This is a genomic window from Pseudoalteromonas sp. APC 3495 (assembly GCF_030407645.1).
GTDB classification, from domain to species: Bacteria; Pseudomonadota; Gammaproteobacteria; order Enterobacterales; family Alteromonadaceae; genus Pseudoalteromonas; species Pseudoalteromonas tetraodonis.
On sequence record NZ_JASDDA010000044.1, the window covers coordinates 1 to 13,908 of the forward strand.

The window sequence follows — 13,908 nt, forward strand, 5'->3', positions numbered from 1 at the left end:
AGCAACGTTCAACGAGTAATAATTAGCCTAGCTAATTAATACGAAAAAACCCGAGCTTAGCCTCGGGTTTTTTAATGTCTGCAATTTACTTCATGTGAAGGTGGCGCTCTTACCTTAGGGGTAGGTGCTTTGTCGCAACGTTCAACGAGTAATAATTAGCCTAGCTAATTAATACGAAAAAAACCGAGCTTAGCGTCGGGCTTTTTAATGTCTCAAGAAAAATACAGGTTTCAGGTATTAGGTGCGAGGCTTCAGGCAGAGCAAAGCGGTATTAATTTGATCATCGTAGCATGGGTTGAGTTTTATCGAACTCAGAGGATAAAGCATGAAGGTGGCGCACTTACTTAGGCATCGGTGCTTTGTAGCAACTATCGTAGAGTAATCATTAGTTGTAATGCATTAAGCATTAATAAAACCCGAGCTCAGTCTCGGTTTTTTTATGCCTGAGGTAAAATGTAATTATTAATGTTATCGCTGTAACAAAGTAGGAGTATGGACTTAATTAGTTAGTAACCAGCATTCTTACGTAATTCATCAAGCATATCTTGGTTACCCATCATTTCGTCAAGCGTTGCCCTGACTGCATTGTCAGAGGTATTGTCATAAACTGAAAGTAGATGTTGCGCCATTTGCTTCGTATAACCACCTTGTTTATTTTGAGCTTGGTAGTATTGCGCCATCAACCCTTGTGCAGCTAAGCGACGGATATAATCATTCGAGTCTTGCTCTAACAAGTTTGTAAACTGCTCTGCAAGGCGGTAATCAAGTACCGGTGTTTGAGTTGATAACTCAACAGCTTGAATTTTAAACTTTTCGTCACTACTGTTGTTCGCTAAATTTAAAATGTTACCCACTACTTCATAGTCATACTCAGGCATAGTAGATTTATTTAGAATATACATATTCATTTGCAGTTGGCTCAGTGCAGCTAACCTATTTAAATCAGAGATGCTTGGATCTAAAGTTTGCTCTCTTAATTGAGAGTTTATTTGTTTAGCATAATCAGGTTCTGATTTGATCCTTAAATCATAGTCTTCTGGTAAATCTGCATAAAAGCTATAAAGAGGATTTTGCTCACGTCGTTTTTCATCTTCTTGCTGCTGTTTTTCCTCTAGTACGTCAAGAACAAGCTCCTTAAATTCGTCGGTATCTTGTTCTTGATAAGAGTCATTAGCGTGCAGTTTTAAGTTTGCTATTTTGCGTTGTAGCGAACTTACTTTCTTGCTTAGTTCGTCAATTAGGGCTTCATTTGATTGCTGGTATTCTGCAGGAGTACTAATAGAAACTGTGGAGCTTAGCTGTTGCTGGTTGGGTTTATTAAGCGAACTGGCCTGATCTTTAAAAAATGTTCCGTAGCATGAAATTACCAAGGCAAGTGTTGCTATAGCAATCGCAATAGTTCCTTTGTTTATAGTCATAAAATAATCAGCCTCTAAAATGGGTAATTTATCTGTTTTCGAAATATAAGTCTGTTAAAAAGTGTGTTAAATGAGGGTTAAATATACGGGTTAATTAAGAATGCGGGGCGTGAGTGGCGAAATACGGTGTTTAAAGTGGCTATAAGCGCTAGACCTAAGCCTAGCGCGTAAAGCTTAATGAGATTTTGCGTATTGCTCAGCTTGCTTCCACACTCTTAGCGTATTGCCGCTTAAAATCTTTTTAATATCGCTATCGCTGTAGTCTCTGTCCATTAAACCTTGAACTAGATTGGGGTAGCTAGACACATCTTTTAAACCGATAGGCAGTGAGTCACCTACGCCGTCGTAATCAGAGCCAATACCAACATGCTCTATACCAATTAACTTCACAACGTGATCAATATGATCAAGCACTTGCTCTAAGCTTGCAAATGGGTAAGGGTTTTTAGCGCGGTACATCGCATCAAAATCTTTACTTAACTTAGTACCATCTTTTTTTACCGCTTCTTTTTTACTTTTTAACTGTTTGCCCCACGTACCTGCTTTAGCAGTAACAAAGCTTGAACCAAAGTTAATTTGAATCACACCACCGTTCTTTTTAAGAGCTAATAACATGTCGTCATTCATATTACGCTCAAAACCTGGTGTGTATTTACGTAGTGATGAGTGTGATGCAATCACAGGGGTGTTAGACAGTTCCATCACTTGATAAAACGCATCGTCCGAGATATGAGACACATCAATCAGCATGCCGATGTTATTCATCTCTTTTACTAGTTCTTTACCAAATGGGCTTAGGCCTTTCCACTTGCGACGAATATCGTATGATGAGTCAGAAATATGGTTGCTTTGCGAGTGTGCAAGGGTGATATAGCGCACACCACGGTCAAAAAAATGCTGTAGGTTGTTTAAATCGCCTTCAATGGGTGAGCCGTTTTCCATGCCCATAGCAATCGACATTTTACCTTGCTTAAATTGTGCTTCGATATCGCTTGTTGAGCTGGCAATGGCAAACTTGTCAGGTGCACGTTGTGCTATTGCTTCCATACCATCAATAAGTTGATTCGCTAATTGAAAGCTTTTGCCTTTGCCTTCAAACTCTAAATGAGCAGGAATATAAATCGACATAAATGGCGCGTTTAAACCGCCTTTTACTGCACGAGGGTAATCAAAATCGCCGCCATCAGTAGCTTTAGTTACATCAGCCCATTTTGCGTGAATACGGTAAGGTACATCAATGTGGGTATCGATTAAAATGGTATCGTGTGCAAGCTTAATTGCTTTATCCGAGGGAGTAATTTCTGCGTGTACTGCACCTGTTAATGCAATCGACATTGCAATAACTATTGAGCTTAGTTTTATCATTTATAATGGCTCTTTAAGTTAAAAAAGCCATTGTCTATTTTTACGCCGTGTCTGACAAGTTTACTCGTCGAATTGCGCTTCACTCTGTAGTGCTTTGAATTCACTTTTAGAAATTATGGTGACCGACTCATGTAGCTCAGAGAAAAATACCATAGCTTCGCCGCTTTTTAATTGCTGATTTACTTGCGCTACTTTACTTTCAATACTGAACTCTTGTTCGCCATAGTCAGTGCCTTCGCGCAAAACGTAGCTTTCAATTAGGTTGTACAGTGTGTCTTTATCAAGTTGTTCAAAAGGAATAATCATAGCCACTCTTTATCGGTGTTATTAAATACACATTGCTTAAAATAATCAGGCACCACTTGCTCTAACCAAAACACGGGTTTAAATGGGTTGTTACCGCTAATAAAACCTACGTGGCCGCCCCTCTCTGAGATGCGCAGCGTAACATGCTTACTTACATCCTGACTACTTGGAACTGCTTTAATCGACAGCATAGGGTCGTCTTTGGCATGAATAATTAGTGTGGGTGTCGCAATATCTTTTAAATACGGCATAGCACTGGCTTTTTTGTAGTAGTCGTGCGCATTTTCAAAGCCATGTAGCGGTGCTGTAAGCTGGTTATCGAACTCTAATAAATCGTCAATTTCCATTAACTGATCGGTGGTGATCGGTATCTGCTGTTTAATTTGTGGGAGTTTGCGTTGCATCGACTTTTTCATCCGATCGAGCAAATATTTTTGATAAACTTTACCTAAGCTTTTACGAATAACATCACTGGATGATGACAAATCATAGGGCGCAGATATCACAGCGGCTGCACTAAGCGGGCAGTGAATGTGTTCTTCCCCTAAATATTTAGCCAGCACATTACCACCCAATGAAAAGCCGACAGCCACAATCGGGCGCTTTGGAAATTGCTGTTTTAAATGGTTTATAAAAAAGGCTAAATCGGCAGTGTCGCCACTATGGTAGGCTCTTGGCAAGCGATTGACTTCGGTTGAGCAGTTTCTAAAGTGCATTAGCACCACTGCAAACCCTTGCTTTTTTAATGCTTTCATCATGCCTTTGGCATAAAAACTATTTATGTTGCCTTCAAGTCCATGAAGTACCACTGCGAGCGGCGCCGTTTCGTTATGCGGGAGTGACCAAGCAAGCTCAATAAAGTCACCATCGGGTGTATCAAGTTGCGCAAGTTCGTAGCGAGTATGGTGAAAAGGGCGAAAAAAACGCGGCATTATGGTTTGAACGTGTCGGTTGGTCATCCACCATGCGGGTTTGAACTTAGGGATCATGTCTGTACTACGCACTTTGCAATAAACGAAGCGCTAGTGTAGCAAATTTTTTATATTTAAAAATAAAAAGCGCCTAATCAGTAAACTAATAAGGCGCTTTGTGCGTCGTGCTTAATGCTGTTCTTTAATATCTGCATCGTGTACTTTTTTCATGAAAAAATACACAAAGAAGAGGCATAAACTAATAACGACGCCTAAAAATCCAAATGATAAAAATAGTACTGGGTCGCTAAAAAAATCTCTAAAGAATACGTCCATAATGGCCTCCTGATGTCTATGGGTTAATCATAGGCTGGCTTGGCAGGGCTTGATATGATCCAGATCAAGCTATTTAAAAGATTATAAAATGGGCAATGCAGATGTTGATTTTGATCAATAAAGTTAAGTCGATTTTGCACTTTTTAGTAAATTATCTGCGATTTTTTAATCACTTTTATAATAAAGATGGTCAGCAAAGTTCAGCTTTGAATAACCGTTGCTTTGTTTTAGGTTAAATAAAATAAACCTAGTGTTAAATATATTTGACATGGCTAAGGAGTGAACTTATAGTTTTAAAGTCAAAAATATTTTACTTGGGGTTAGCTTTATATGACTCGTTCAGAGCACTTTAAAGAATTTTTACAAAGCATAAGTTTTAGAGAACTGACGCTGAGTATCGATTTACTAGTAAGCGTGTACATATCTTACTTTTATGTAAACAGCCTAATGAATGCGAGTACGCAGCAGCTTAGTTCTGTTTCTTGGTTATCTGGTTTATTGCTACAGGTGTTAATTTATTCTGTGATACTTATAGTATTGAGCTATTTATTACTTTCATTTATCAGTGATAATGAATTAAATCAGCCACCTGATGTGAGAGAAAAGCAAATAAATTTAGTGGGTTATAAATATAAGGCCATAATATTACAGACGGGAATTTGTGTTGCTATTGTTCAGTATCAAATTGAAGCTAATAACTGGGGCCCAGCCATTGAATATAATATTCCATACTTACCAATGCACGTCATGGTAGGTGCTTTTTTGATTGCCGAAATAGTCAACTATATAGCGCAGCTTTATAAAGGTAGAACGGGTAATATTTATGAGTGAGTATGTAATAACTAACTCTATTCGAACATTACGCTTTTTACGCGATGAAATGACGCAAAAGCAATTAGCAGATGCTATTGGTGTAACTCGGCAAACGGTAATGGCAATTGAGGCAAATAAATATTCACCCTCTCTAGAAGTGGCTTTTAAAATTTCTATAGTTTTTAACTTGCCATTAGAAGAGGTGTTTCAATACAAAGCCAAAGATATGCAGCTTGGTTTATAAAACAAACCAAAGTAACCACGTATATTACGAGCTAATATTCATAATATAAGTGATATGATGAAAATAATGGTGAAAAATCATGCCAAATATTTATCGCTGTTATTGGGCGTTGAACAGGCTGTTAAATCCATACTATTAACTACATCAATCAATATTATTTGTTGCTGCTTTTCTAACTTCAACTCGGCGCCGAGAAGTGCTTTTCGAATTGCGGCGTAATCGGTAATCTCGGTTTGAATTGTTTTTAAATAGGCGCGGGTAGTACGTAGAGGCTTTAATACCTGCTGCTCAAATTCACTAATAGATTGTTCAAGCTTGCTCAGCTGTGTTTGGTTAATAGCTAGATTGAGAGAATCTAAGTAATACAGCAACAAGCATAGGTTGACGTTTTTACCTTGCAGGTTTTGGTAATCTAACAGGCGCGCTTGCATGCCATCTTCGCTATAAAGCTGACATGCAAACTGCCAAAAATCGTTGCTGTTAAGCAAGTTCATCGGCGAATGCCTGTTCTTTTTGTTCCATCTCTTCAAGGGCCATTAATAACTCTTCTTCAACATTATTAAGCTTAGGCGTAAGTGTGGCTTGCTTGGTAATTAGCTCTTTGAGCTTAGCTTTATTTTCATCGTTATAAAGTGTGTTATCGCCGAGCGCCTCTTCAACGTCAGCTAATTCTGCAGCAAATTTATCCAATTGTTTTTCAAGCTTTTCAATTTGCTTTTTAAGCGGTTGAATCGCTTTTCTAAACTCGGCCTCTAAGCGCTTTTGCTCTTTTCGGTTTACTTGTGAGTGGGCTTTTGGCTCGTCATCGGTGTCGCTTTTAGCGGCTTCTTTATTAGCATTAAGCAGCCACTGATAATACGCGTCTAGGTCGTAACCAAACTGAGTAACTTCGCCGTTATCAACTAAGTAAAATTCATCAGCGGTGTTTTTAAGCATGTGGCGATCATGCGATACCGTGACCATAGCGCCTTCAAAGCCTTGTAATGCCATAACCAATGCGTGGCGCATTTCTAAATCAAGGTGGTTGGTTGGCTCATCGAGTAACAGTAAGTTTGGCTTTTGATAGACTAACATAGCTAGCACTAAGCGCGCTTTTTCGCCGCCTGAAAAAGGGGCAACAGGGTCGAGTGCTTTATCGCCTACAAAGGCAAAGCCGCCTAAAAAGTCACGCAGTGATTGTTCGCTGGCTTTAGGGTTTAAACGTTGCAGATGAGTGACGGCACTGGCTTTTAAATCAAGTGATTCCAATTGATGCTGCGCAAAGTAGCCAATGTTTAACCCCTGATGCTGAAACACTTCACCTGCTTGAGGTTGTAAGTCACCAGAGAGCAGCTTAATAAGTGTTGATTTACCTGCGCCATTTCTACCAAGCAGCGCGATACGGCTACCTGGCACTAAGTTCAGCTTAATACTGTTTAAAATGGTCACATCACCATAACCGGCTTTAGCTTTGTCGAGTGTCATTAGCGGGTTAGGCAGAGCGGTTGGCTCGGCAAATTCAAAATCAAATGGCGAGTCAGCATGTGCAGGGGCAAGTTTTTCCATGCGTTCTAGCGCTTTAACGCGGCTTTGTGCCTGTTTGGCTTTACTGGCTTTAGCTTTAAAACGAGTAATAAATTGCTCTAAGTGGGCAATTTGATCTTGTTGTTTTTCAAACATGGCTTGTTGCTGTAATAAACGCTCAGCTTTTTGGCGTTCAAACTGCGAGTAATTGCCTTTATATACATTGATAAGTTGTTTATCTATATGCCAAATTTGATCAACCACCGCATCTAAAAACTCTCGGTCATGAGATATCAGTACCAATGTACCAGTGTAGGCACGTAAAAAACGCTCAAGCCAATACACAGCATCTAAATCAAGGTGGTTTGTAGGCTCATCCAGTAACAGCAAGTCGGCATCGCGAATAAGCGCTTGGGCTAAGTTTAAACGCATACGCCAACCACCCGAAAATGCACTTACTGGGTTTTCTATTTGGTTATTAGCAAACCCTAAGCCATGTAATAGCTCTCCTGCCTTGGCTTCTATGCTATAGCCTTTAATATTTTCAAGCTGAATATGCACTTTAGCTTGAGTGTCGCCATCATTGGTTTGCTCAGCTTCACGCAAAGCAATTCGTAGCGCATAATATTCAGGGTGGCCTTGCAGTACGTAATCTATAGCGCTTATTTCAAGGGCGGGGGTTTCTTGTTTTACTGAGGCCAGTGACCAATCTTTAGGAATACTGCAATTACCGCCATCCAACGAAAGCTCAGACTTTAATAAACTAAATAGCGTTGACTTACCACAGCCATTAGCACCAACAAGGCCTACTTTGTGCTCTGGAAATAATGTAGCCGATGCATTTTTTAATAAAGCTTTGCCACCGCGAAGCAGTTCTATTTCTGAGATTTGGATCATAAATACGTTACTTTACTGTGCCTTGATTGAATTGCGGCCATTATAACACGGATCTTATTAGCTATATCAATCGTATCAAGTAGGCAAATATTGCGATAAAATAACGTCAGTCAAAATGGTAGGAAAAACGAAGTGAAACATAAAAAACGATTTATTGCTGGAGCAACGTGTCCTGAGTGTAAAACCATGGATATGTTAATGCTCTACAAAGAGCATGACGTAGAAAAAGTTGAATGTATGCAGTGTGGTCACAAAATGGCTCAACCAGAGCAGGCTGTGCAGGCATCAACACGCCAATTTGAACAGATCATTGGCGTGTTTAATCCAGGCGACTAAACCTAAACAGTTTAGTAATGCGGTGGCGGAGGCTCCGGCATATTCGACATCATAGGTTGCGATGCTTGCGACTCTTTAAGTTTTTCAGCCAGCAATTCGGTTTGGCGCTTTATTTTTGCCAACTGTTGCTGGTGAACTTTTATTTCATCATTCAAAATTTCAATTGTTTCGTCTTGAAAAGCCACTTTAGCCTCAAGTTCCATTAGCCGATGTTCAATTGTGTTCATTTGGTTCTCGTATAATAAAGCGCTCAGCGATTCCGCTCGAGCTTTCAGTTAACAATGATTTACCGTTATCTGTAAATGCCACATCAAGTACCACTGCCGATTTGGGCTTACTGCCTTCTCGCGGAGTGACTTGCCATGTTTGAATTTTTTCACCGCTGGTTAGCTGCCATAAATCAACCCGTTTATTGGGTGAACCGGTTGCTAATAAAGTGCCTTGATCGTTAAAGCGCACTGCGGTAAAAATTTTCTGACGCGCAATATACTTTAGTTTACTAACAAGGTCACCTGTAGTCAGCTTCCATACATTTGCTTGTGCCATACTGTCGGCGGTAAAAGCATAGCGCCCTTGAGGATCTAAAGCGACCTGCGTTACTCGGGTTGGGTGATTAAAGCGATGAACTACTTGCCCACTTTGAGTATCCCATAAGTAGGCAACATAATCGTTAGAGCCGCTTAGTGCATAGCGCCCGTTGGGTGATAGGTCAACGGTATTTACTTTTTCTTGATGGCCTAAAAATTCAATGCGCCTACCTGTGTTAAGGTTTATAAATACCACAACGCCATCGCTGCGCCCGTAAACAACACTTTGGCCTTGGTTGCTAATGGCAATATCGCGAATGCTGGCTTTTTGTATTTTATAAAAGCCTTTATTTTTGCCGGTGGCAATATCCCAGACCGCAAAGGTGGTTTTTTCGGCGGTAACAGCCACGCTATTATCAAAAGCAATGGCTACGGCATAAACTAAGCTATCTTCAGCCTGCTGTTGAAACCATTGGTATTTAAGCGCTTGCTGTTGATTATCCCAAAGGGCGACCCCATGATGGATAGAAGACACTAAGCTGTATTGACCATCGTGCGATAACGCAGATGAAAAGGCGCCCTGTGCAGTGTGCTCAAAACTGGCCACTGCTTGTTGTTTTTCATCACTACATGCAATTGTTAATAAACAGCAAGTGGCGACTAAAAAAGTACGAAATAACGACATATTACAGGTATTTCCTCTTAACTCTTAGTGACTGAGAGGTTAGACTAGGTCTCGTTAAACGCCTAGGTTGTTTGTCTAATCACTGGATATGTTTTTAGTTTAGCTATTAAACAAGCAGCCTACCATGTAGGCCGTTAATCTTTAACTAGTAATATTACAATAAATGGCAACTGCAAAGTGTGTCGGAGATTTAAAATGAGAAAGACGATTAAATTGTCATTGATTGCAGCGTCAGTTTTAGCGCTTACAGCTTGTAATCAAGAAGCAAAAAAAGAGCAAGCAGACGTTAAGCTAGATACTGTAGCACAGCAACAAGCGTACGGTATTGGTGCATCTGTGGGTAACTTTTTAAATAAAGACCTAGCGGATAAAAAAGAAATTGGTATTGAATTAGACCAAGCTTTATTAATGCGAGGCTTTGAAGATGCACTTGCGGGTAATGCAAAAATTGACGAAGAGAAAATTCGTGAAGTACTAACAGCATTAGACGAATCAGTGCGTACTAAACAAGAAGAAAAAGCAAAAGTAGAGTCTGAAAAAAGCAAAGCTGAAGGTGAAAAATACCTAGCTGATAACGCTAAAAAAGAAGGCGTGATGGTTACTGAGTCTGGTTTACAGTACGAAGTAATGAGCGAAGGCGAAGGCGCAAAACCAGTAGCAACTGATGTGGTTAAAGTACATTATAAAGGCACATTGTTAGACGGTACTGAGTTCGATAGCTCTTACTCACGTAACGAGCCGACAACGTTCCCACTAAACCGTGTAATTCCTGGTTGGACTGAAGGTTTACAACTTATGCCTGTAGGGTCTAAGTACAAATTTACTATTCCTTCAGACCTTGCTTACGGCGATCGTGACTTAGGTAAAATTCCTGCTAATTCAACACTCATTTTTGAAGTTGAATTATTAGAAATTCAAAATGATGCAGCAGCTGCCGCTGCAGAATAAGCGTTATAGATAATAAAAAAGGGACCTTAGGTCCCTTTTTTATTACGTTGAATAACTAATTAGTCAGTGTGATTAGAAAATAAGTTATCAATCAGCTCATCTTCAAGTGCAAAGCGCGCTTCGAGTGCTTCACCCATTACTGAAAGATCGTTATCAAAGCCTTCTAGTAAATCTTCAGCGTCTACCTCAGCGTACTTATCGTTGAAATCCAGAGCGATGTCAGTGGTATCTGAAATACGTGGGTATATCGTATTAGCGAGTTGCTGGCTTTCTAGGCCTTTCTTTTCGCAGGCTTTAGCAATATCGTCGTACACTTCAAAGTGGCCGGCAGATAAATAATCCATTAAAATTTGGCAAAATGCCTGAATTTGTGATGGTTCAGGCAAAGACTGATCTTTTTTCTCATAAGGTGAAAAGCCTGCAATTTTACAGTAAAGCACAATCAACTCTTGGCGTTCGTTTAACCAATTATCGATGACCGTATGGCTACCCCCCCACTTTTGTTGAGCTTTTTCTACACGCTTCAGCATAATTCTTCTCCTAAGCTGGGTTGGATTTTTTAAATTAAAAATAAAACTTATGTTATCCAAGATATATTTAATTGGCGTGTATATCAACAAGTAAAATAGATGTAATACCAGAGGGAATTTTGTTTAAGGGTATAAGTTGTAAGTAATTTATTCCAGGCAAGAAAAAACCACCTATTACGGTGGTTTAATTTCTTTATTAGACTTGTTTAAACAAGCATTCTTATTTTTATTAGAGATTTTTATTATTTTTATATTAACAATTTTTGTTATTGTTTTGTTAACGCGGGAGATACAATATCAAGCTTTTTTAGATGTTGCAAATAGTTTAATGAAAAGTTTTTATTATTAACGTTTGTTTGGTTGTTTTATGTACAAAGTAACATGAAAATTAAAAATTACTTGATCTAGCGCTACTCTGTAGCGATTTAATCGCTTAGCGATAGAGGGGGCGTGAATATGGTGGTACAATCTTGCACAATTTCTAAAAGCCCTAGGACTCTATACGCTATGAGCGAATTAAAAAACGACCGTTATTTACGTGCCCTTGCCAAGCAACCTGTTGATGTCACGCCGGTATGGATGATGCGTCAAGCAGGACGTTATTTACCTGAATACCGTGCTACACGTGCACAAGCGGGCGATTTTATGAGCCTGTGTAGAAATGCTGAGTTAGCCTGTGAAGTAACATTACAGCCTTTGCGCCGTTACCCATTAGATGCAGCTATTTTGTTTAGTGATATTTTAACTATTCCCGATGCAATGGGATTAGGCTTGTACTTCGAAACAGGCGAAGGCCCTAAGTTTGAACGCCCAATTTCGTCACTAGCTGATGTTAAAAAAATTCCTAAACTTGATCCTACCGATGAGCTTGGCTATGTAATGAACGCAGTGAGCACTATTCGTCGTGAACTTAAAGGCGAAGTGCCATTAATTGGTTTTTCTGGTTCGCCTTGGACACTTGCAACTTACATGGTTGAAGGTGGTAGCAGTAAAGTATTTGGTCAAATCAAAAAAATGGCGTTTGCTGAGCCGCAAACACTGCATTTATTACTCGATAAACTAGCTGATTCGGTGATAGATTACTTAAACGCGCAAGTTAAAGCGGGTGCGCAATCGCTAATGGTATTTGACTCATGGGGCGGTGTACTAAGCCCGCGTGATTACAATGAGTTTTCATTGCAATACATGCATAAAATTGTTGATGGCTTAATTCGTGAATACGATGGCCGTAAAGTACCGGTTACTTTATTTACCAAAAATGGTGGTCAGTGGATTGAAGCGATTGCCGCAACGGGCTGTGACGCAGTAGGTTTAGATTGGACTATTAACATTGGTGATGCTAAACGTCGTGTTGGCGATAAAGTTGCACTGCAAGGTAATATGGACCCATCAATGCTTCATGGTACGCCTGATCGTATTCGCCAAGAGGTTGGTACTATTTTAGAAGACTTTGGTACTGGCAATGGCCATGTATTTAATTTAGGCCACGGTATTACACCAGATGTTGACCCAGAAAATGCCGGTGTATTCATTAACGCCGTGCATGAATTAAGTGCGCAATATCATAAATAGTTTCTAAATAACGATGAGTTATTAAAAAAGCCCGCTTGATTCAAGCGGGCTTTTTGTTACCTAGTGCTTAATATTACTTAAACAAGCGATTTAAACCATTTAACGCCGCAACTCGGTAGGCTTCTGCCATCGTTGGGTAGTTAAACGTGGTATTTACAAAGTAGTCGATGGTGTTGCCACCATTTTTTTGTTCCATAATAGCTTGGCCAATATGCACAATTTCAGAGGCACGCTCACCAAAGCAGTGCACGCCGAGTACTTCTTTGGTTTCTGTATGAAATAATATTTTTAAACTGCCCACATCGGTGCCTGCAATTTGCGCGCGGGCTAAATGTTTAAATTGCGCACGTCCCACTTCATACGGTACTTTTGCAGCAGTTAATTGCTGCTCTGTTTTACCGACAGAACTCATTTCAGGAATAGTATAAATACCGGCTGGAATATCAATAATCAGCTTTTCATCACAATTACCACACGCGATGGCATCTGCGGCAATTCGACCTTGATCAAAGGCAGCACTCGCAAGGCTTGGATAGCCAATAACATCACCTACCGCGTATACATTGTCTACTTCTGTTTGGTAGGTTTCGTTTACTTTTATCTGTCCGCGGCTATCTGCTTTTAAGCCAATGGCTTCTAAATTAAGGGTATCAGTGTTACCTGTTCGGCCATTGGCAAATAAAATACAGTCAGCTTTAACACGTTTGCCCGATTTTAAATGCATAACAACGCAGTCATCACGGGTTTCAATGCGATCAAACTCTTCGTTATGACGAATTACAATACCGCTATTCCAAAAGTGATAGCTTAATGCATCAGATATTTCAGCATCCATGAACGCCAATAAGCGATCGCGAGTATTCACTAAGTCGACTTTGGCACCTAGCCCTTTAAAGATAGACGCATATTCACAACCAATTACACCCGCGCCGTATATAAGTACGCGATGCGGGTCGTGTTCAAGGCCTAAAATAGTGTCACTTTCGTAAATTCGTGAGTGGGTGAAATCCACCCCTGGTGGGCGATAAGGTCGTGAGCCGGTAGCAATAACAATCGTTTGTGCAGTAAGGCGCTCAGTAGAACCGTCATTACGTCTAATTTCAATAGTGTGCTTATCAACAAAGCTAGCGTCGCCTTGAAACATATGAATGCGGTTACGATCGTAAAAACTGCTGCGTAAGTTTGACTGCTTTGAAATTACCGAACTGGCATGGCGTAAAATATCAGGAAAGGTAAGTCTTACCGGACGCTCGCCTACGTTAAATAAAGGATTTGCTTTGTATTCAATGTAGCGACTAACAGAATGACGAAGTGCCTTTGAAGGAATGGTACCCCAATGTACACAGCCACCACCCACGGCTGTTTGGCGTTCAATAACCGCTACTTTTTTGTTACTTTTAGAGAGGTTCATAGCGGTCCCTTCACCGCCAGGACCCGTGCCAATAATGATTGCATCATATTGGTATGTCACGGGTACTTTTTTCTTTTCTGGTTGTTTGGCCACAGCCACTCCTATT

At 40.1% G+C, this 13,908-nt stretch carries 16 protein-coding genes; 6 read left to right on the forward strand and 10 right to left on the reverse strand.

Features of this window, described 5'->3' with window-relative positions:
* The first annotated feature begins 207 nt into the window (after positions 1 to 207).
* Positions 208 to 348, forward strand: coding sequence for a hypothetical protein (locus QL984_RS15015; protein ID WP_164907914.1), 141 nt, complete (start codon positions 208 to 210; stop codon positions 346 to 348).
* 158 nt (positions 349 to 506) lie between these two features.
* Here QL984_RS15015 and QL984_RS15020 read toward each other — a convergent pair whose 3' ends face one another.
* From QL984_RS15020 to QL984_RS15035, 4 genes are all read right to left on the reverse strand, one after another.
* Entirely contained in the window at positions 507 to 1,418 is a 912-nt protein-coding gene (locus QL984_RS15020) for a hypothetical protein (RefSeq protein ID WP_036957063.1), read from the reverse strand.
* A gap of 174 nt (positions 1,419 to 1,592) precedes the next feature.
* Positions 1,593 to 2,783, reverse strand: coding sequence for a dipeptidase (locus QL984_RS15025; RefSeq protein ID WP_036957064.1), 1,191 nt, complete (start codon positions 2,781 to 2,783; stop codon positions 1,593 to 1,595).
* A 60-nt stretch (positions 2,784 to 2,843) separates the two neighbouring features.
* Positions 2,844 to 3,089: a YheU family protein gene (locus tag QL984_RS15030; RefSeq protein ID WP_008114225.1), complete on the reverse strand. Its 246-nt coding sequence runs from the start codon at positions 3,087 to 3,089 to the stop codon at positions 2,844 to 2,846.
* Positions 3,086 to 4,078 (reverse strand): hydrolase, encoded by a 993-nt coding sequence (locus QL984_RS15035; protein WP_036957066.1) that lies wholly within the window; start codon positions 4,076 to 4,078, stop codon positions 3,086 to 3,088. The genes QL984_RS15030 and QL984_RS15035 overlap by 4 nt, the downstream gene beginning before the upstream one ends.
* 588 nt (positions 4,079 to 4,666) lie before the next feature.
* Between QL984_RS15035 and QL984_RS15040 the strand changes: the two genes are divergently transcribed.
* Positions 4,667 to 5,167 carry a hypothetical protein gene (locus QL984_RS15040; protein ID WP_013466172.1) on the forward strand — a complete coding sequence of 167 codons (501 nt, stop codon included), beginning with the start codon at positions 4,667 to 4,669 and terminating at the stop codon, positions 5,165 to 5,167.
* Positions 5,160 to 5,393 (forward strand): helix-turn-helix transcriptional regulator, encoded by a 234-nt coding sequence (locus QL984_RS15045; RefSeq protein WP_013466171.1) that lies wholly within the window; start codon positions 5,160 to 5,162, stop codon positions 5,391 to 5,393. Before QL984_RS15040 ends, QL984_RS15045 begins: the two co-directional genes overlap by 8 nt.
* A gap of 77 nt (positions 5,394 to 5,470) precedes the next feature.
* On the opposite strand, the gene QL984_RS15050 is transcribed toward QL984_RS15045, so the two are convergent.
* A complete protein-coding gene (locus QL984_RS15050) occupies positions 5,471 to 5,887 on the reverse strand; it encodes a TIGR02444 family protein (protein ID WP_013466170.1) in 417 nt (138 codons plus the stop codon).
* Positions 5,874 to 7,793, reverse strand: coding sequence for an ATP-binding cassette domain-containing protein (locus QL984_RS15055; RefSeq protein WP_013466169.1), 1,920 nt, complete (start codon positions 7,791 to 7,793; stop codon positions 5,874 to 5,876). Before QL984_RS15055 ends, QL984_RS15050 begins: the two co-directional genes overlap by 14 nt.
* A gap of 132 nt (positions 7,794 to 7,925) precedes the next feature.
* Here QL984_RS15055 and QL984_RS15060 point away from each other — a divergent pair, with 132 nt between their 5' ends.
* On the forward strand, positions 7,926 to 8,129 hold the full coding sequence (locus tag QL984_RS15060; RefSeq protein ID WP_008114218.1) for a YheV family putative zinc ribbon protein: 204 nt from the start codon (positions 7,926 to 7,928) through the stop codon (positions 8,127 to 8,129).
* Between the two features lie 11 nt (positions 8,130 to 8,140).
* Here the strand turns inward: QL984_RS15060 and QL984_RS15065 are convergent, their stop codons facing one another.
* Complete coding sequence (locus tag QL984_RS15065; protein WP_013466167.1) at positions 8,141 to 8,356, reverse strand: SlyX family protein; 216 nt, start codon at positions 8,354 to 8,356, stop codon at positions 8,141 to 8,143.
* Entirely contained in the window at positions 8,343 to 9,341 is a 999-nt protein-coding gene (locus tag QL984_RS15070) for a hypothetical protein (protein ID WP_013466166.1), read from the reverse strand. The genes QL984_RS15065 and QL984_RS15070 overlap by 14 nt, the downstream gene beginning before the upstream one ends.
* Positions 9,342 to 9,536: 195 nt before the next feature.
* Here QL984_RS15070 and fkpA point away from each other — a divergent pair, with 195 nt between their 5' ends.
* Positions 9,537 to 10,289 (forward strand): FKBP-type peptidyl-prolyl cis-trans isomerase, encoded by a 753-nt coding sequence (fkpA, locus tag QL984_RS15075; RefSeq protein WP_013466165.1) that lies wholly within the window; start codon positions 9,537 to 9,539, stop codon positions 10,287 to 10,289.
* 59 nt (positions 10,290 to 10,348) lie between these two features.
* On the opposite strand, the gene QL984_RS15080 is transcribed toward fkpA, so the two are convergent.
* Positions 10,349 to 10,819, reverse strand: a complete 471-nt coding sequence (locus QL984_RS15080; protein ID WP_013466164.1) for an Rsd/AlgQ family anti-sigma factor — start codon at positions 10,817 to 10,819, stop codon at positions 10,349 to 10,351.
* Between the two features lie 507 nt (positions 10,820 to 11,326).
* Here QL984_RS15080 and hemE point away from each other — a divergent pair.
* Positions 11,327 to 12,391: a uroporphyrinogen decarboxylase gene (gene hemE / locus QL984_RS15085; protein ID WP_290172909.1), complete on the forward strand. Its 1,065-nt coding sequence runs from the start codon at positions 11,327 to 11,329 to the stop codon at positions 12,389 to 12,391.
* 73 nt (positions 12,392 to 12,464) lie between these two features.
* On the opposite strand, the gene sthA is transcribed toward hemE, so the two are convergent.
* Positions 12,465 to 13,895, reverse strand: coding sequence for a Si-specific NAD(P)(+) transhydrogenase (gene sthA / locus QL984_RS15090; RefSeq protein WP_016900074.1), 1,431 nt, complete (start codon positions 13,893 to 13,895; stop codon positions 12,465 to 12,467).
* Positions 13,896 to 13,908 lie beyond the last annotated feature (13 nt).

Bases quoted from the DNA above. Each gene is read 5' to 3' on its own strand.
- QL984_RS15015 (WP_164907914.1), top strand. From the start codon at position 208: ATGTCTCAAGAAAAATACAGGTTTCAGGTATTAGGTGCGAGGCTTCAG.
- QL984_RS15020 (WP_036957063.1), bottom strand. From the start codon at position 1,418: ATGACTATAAACAAAGGAACTATTGCGATTGCTATAGCAACACTTGCC.
- QL984_RS15025 (WP_036957064.1), bottom strand. From the start codon at position 2,783: ATGATAAAACTAAGCTCAATAGTTATTGCAATGTCGATTGCATTAACA.
- QL984_RS15030 (WP_008114225.1), bottom strand. From the start codon at position 3,089: ATGATTATTCCTTTTGAACAACTTGATAAAGACACACTGTACAACCTA.
- QL984_RS15035 (WP_036957066.1), bottom strand. From the start codon at position 4,078: ATGATCCCTAAGTTCAAACCCGCATGGTGGATGACCAACCGACACGTT.
- QL984_RS15040 (WP_013466172.1), top strand. From the start codon at position 4,667: ATGACTCGTTCAGAGCACTTTAAAGAATTTTTACAAAGCATAAGTTTT.
- QL984_RS15045 (WP_013466171.1), top strand. From the start codon at position 5,160: ATGAGTGAGTATGTAATAACTAACTCTATTCGAACATTACGCTTTTTA.
- QL984_RS15050 (WP_013466170.1), bottom strand. From the start codon at position 5,887: ATGAACTTGCTTAACAGCAACGATTTTTGGCAGTTTGCATGTCAGCTT.
- QL984_RS15055 (WP_013466169.1), bottom strand. From the start codon at position 7,793: ATGATCCAAATCTCAGAAATAGAACTGCTTCGCGGTGGCAAAGCTTTA.
- QL984_RS15065 (WP_013466167.1), bottom strand. From the start codon at position 8,356: ATGAACACAATTGAACATCGGCTAATGGAACTTGAGGCTAAAGTGGCT.
- QL984_RS15070 (WP_013466166.1), bottom strand. From the start codon at position 9,341: ATGTCGTTATTTCGTACTTTTTTAGTCGCCACTTGCTGTTTATTAACA.
- fkpA (WP_013466165.1), top strand. From the start codon at position 9,537: ATGAGAAAGACGATTAAATTGTCATTGATTGCAGCGTCAGTTTTAGCG.
- QL984_RS15080 (WP_013466164.1), bottom strand. From the start codon at position 10,819: ATGCTGAAGCGTGTAGAAAAAGCTCAACAAAAGTGGGGGGGTAGCCAT.
- hemE (WP_290172909.1), top strand. From the start codon at position 11,327: ATGAGCGAATTAAAAAACGACCGTTATTTACGTGCCCTTGCCAAGCAA.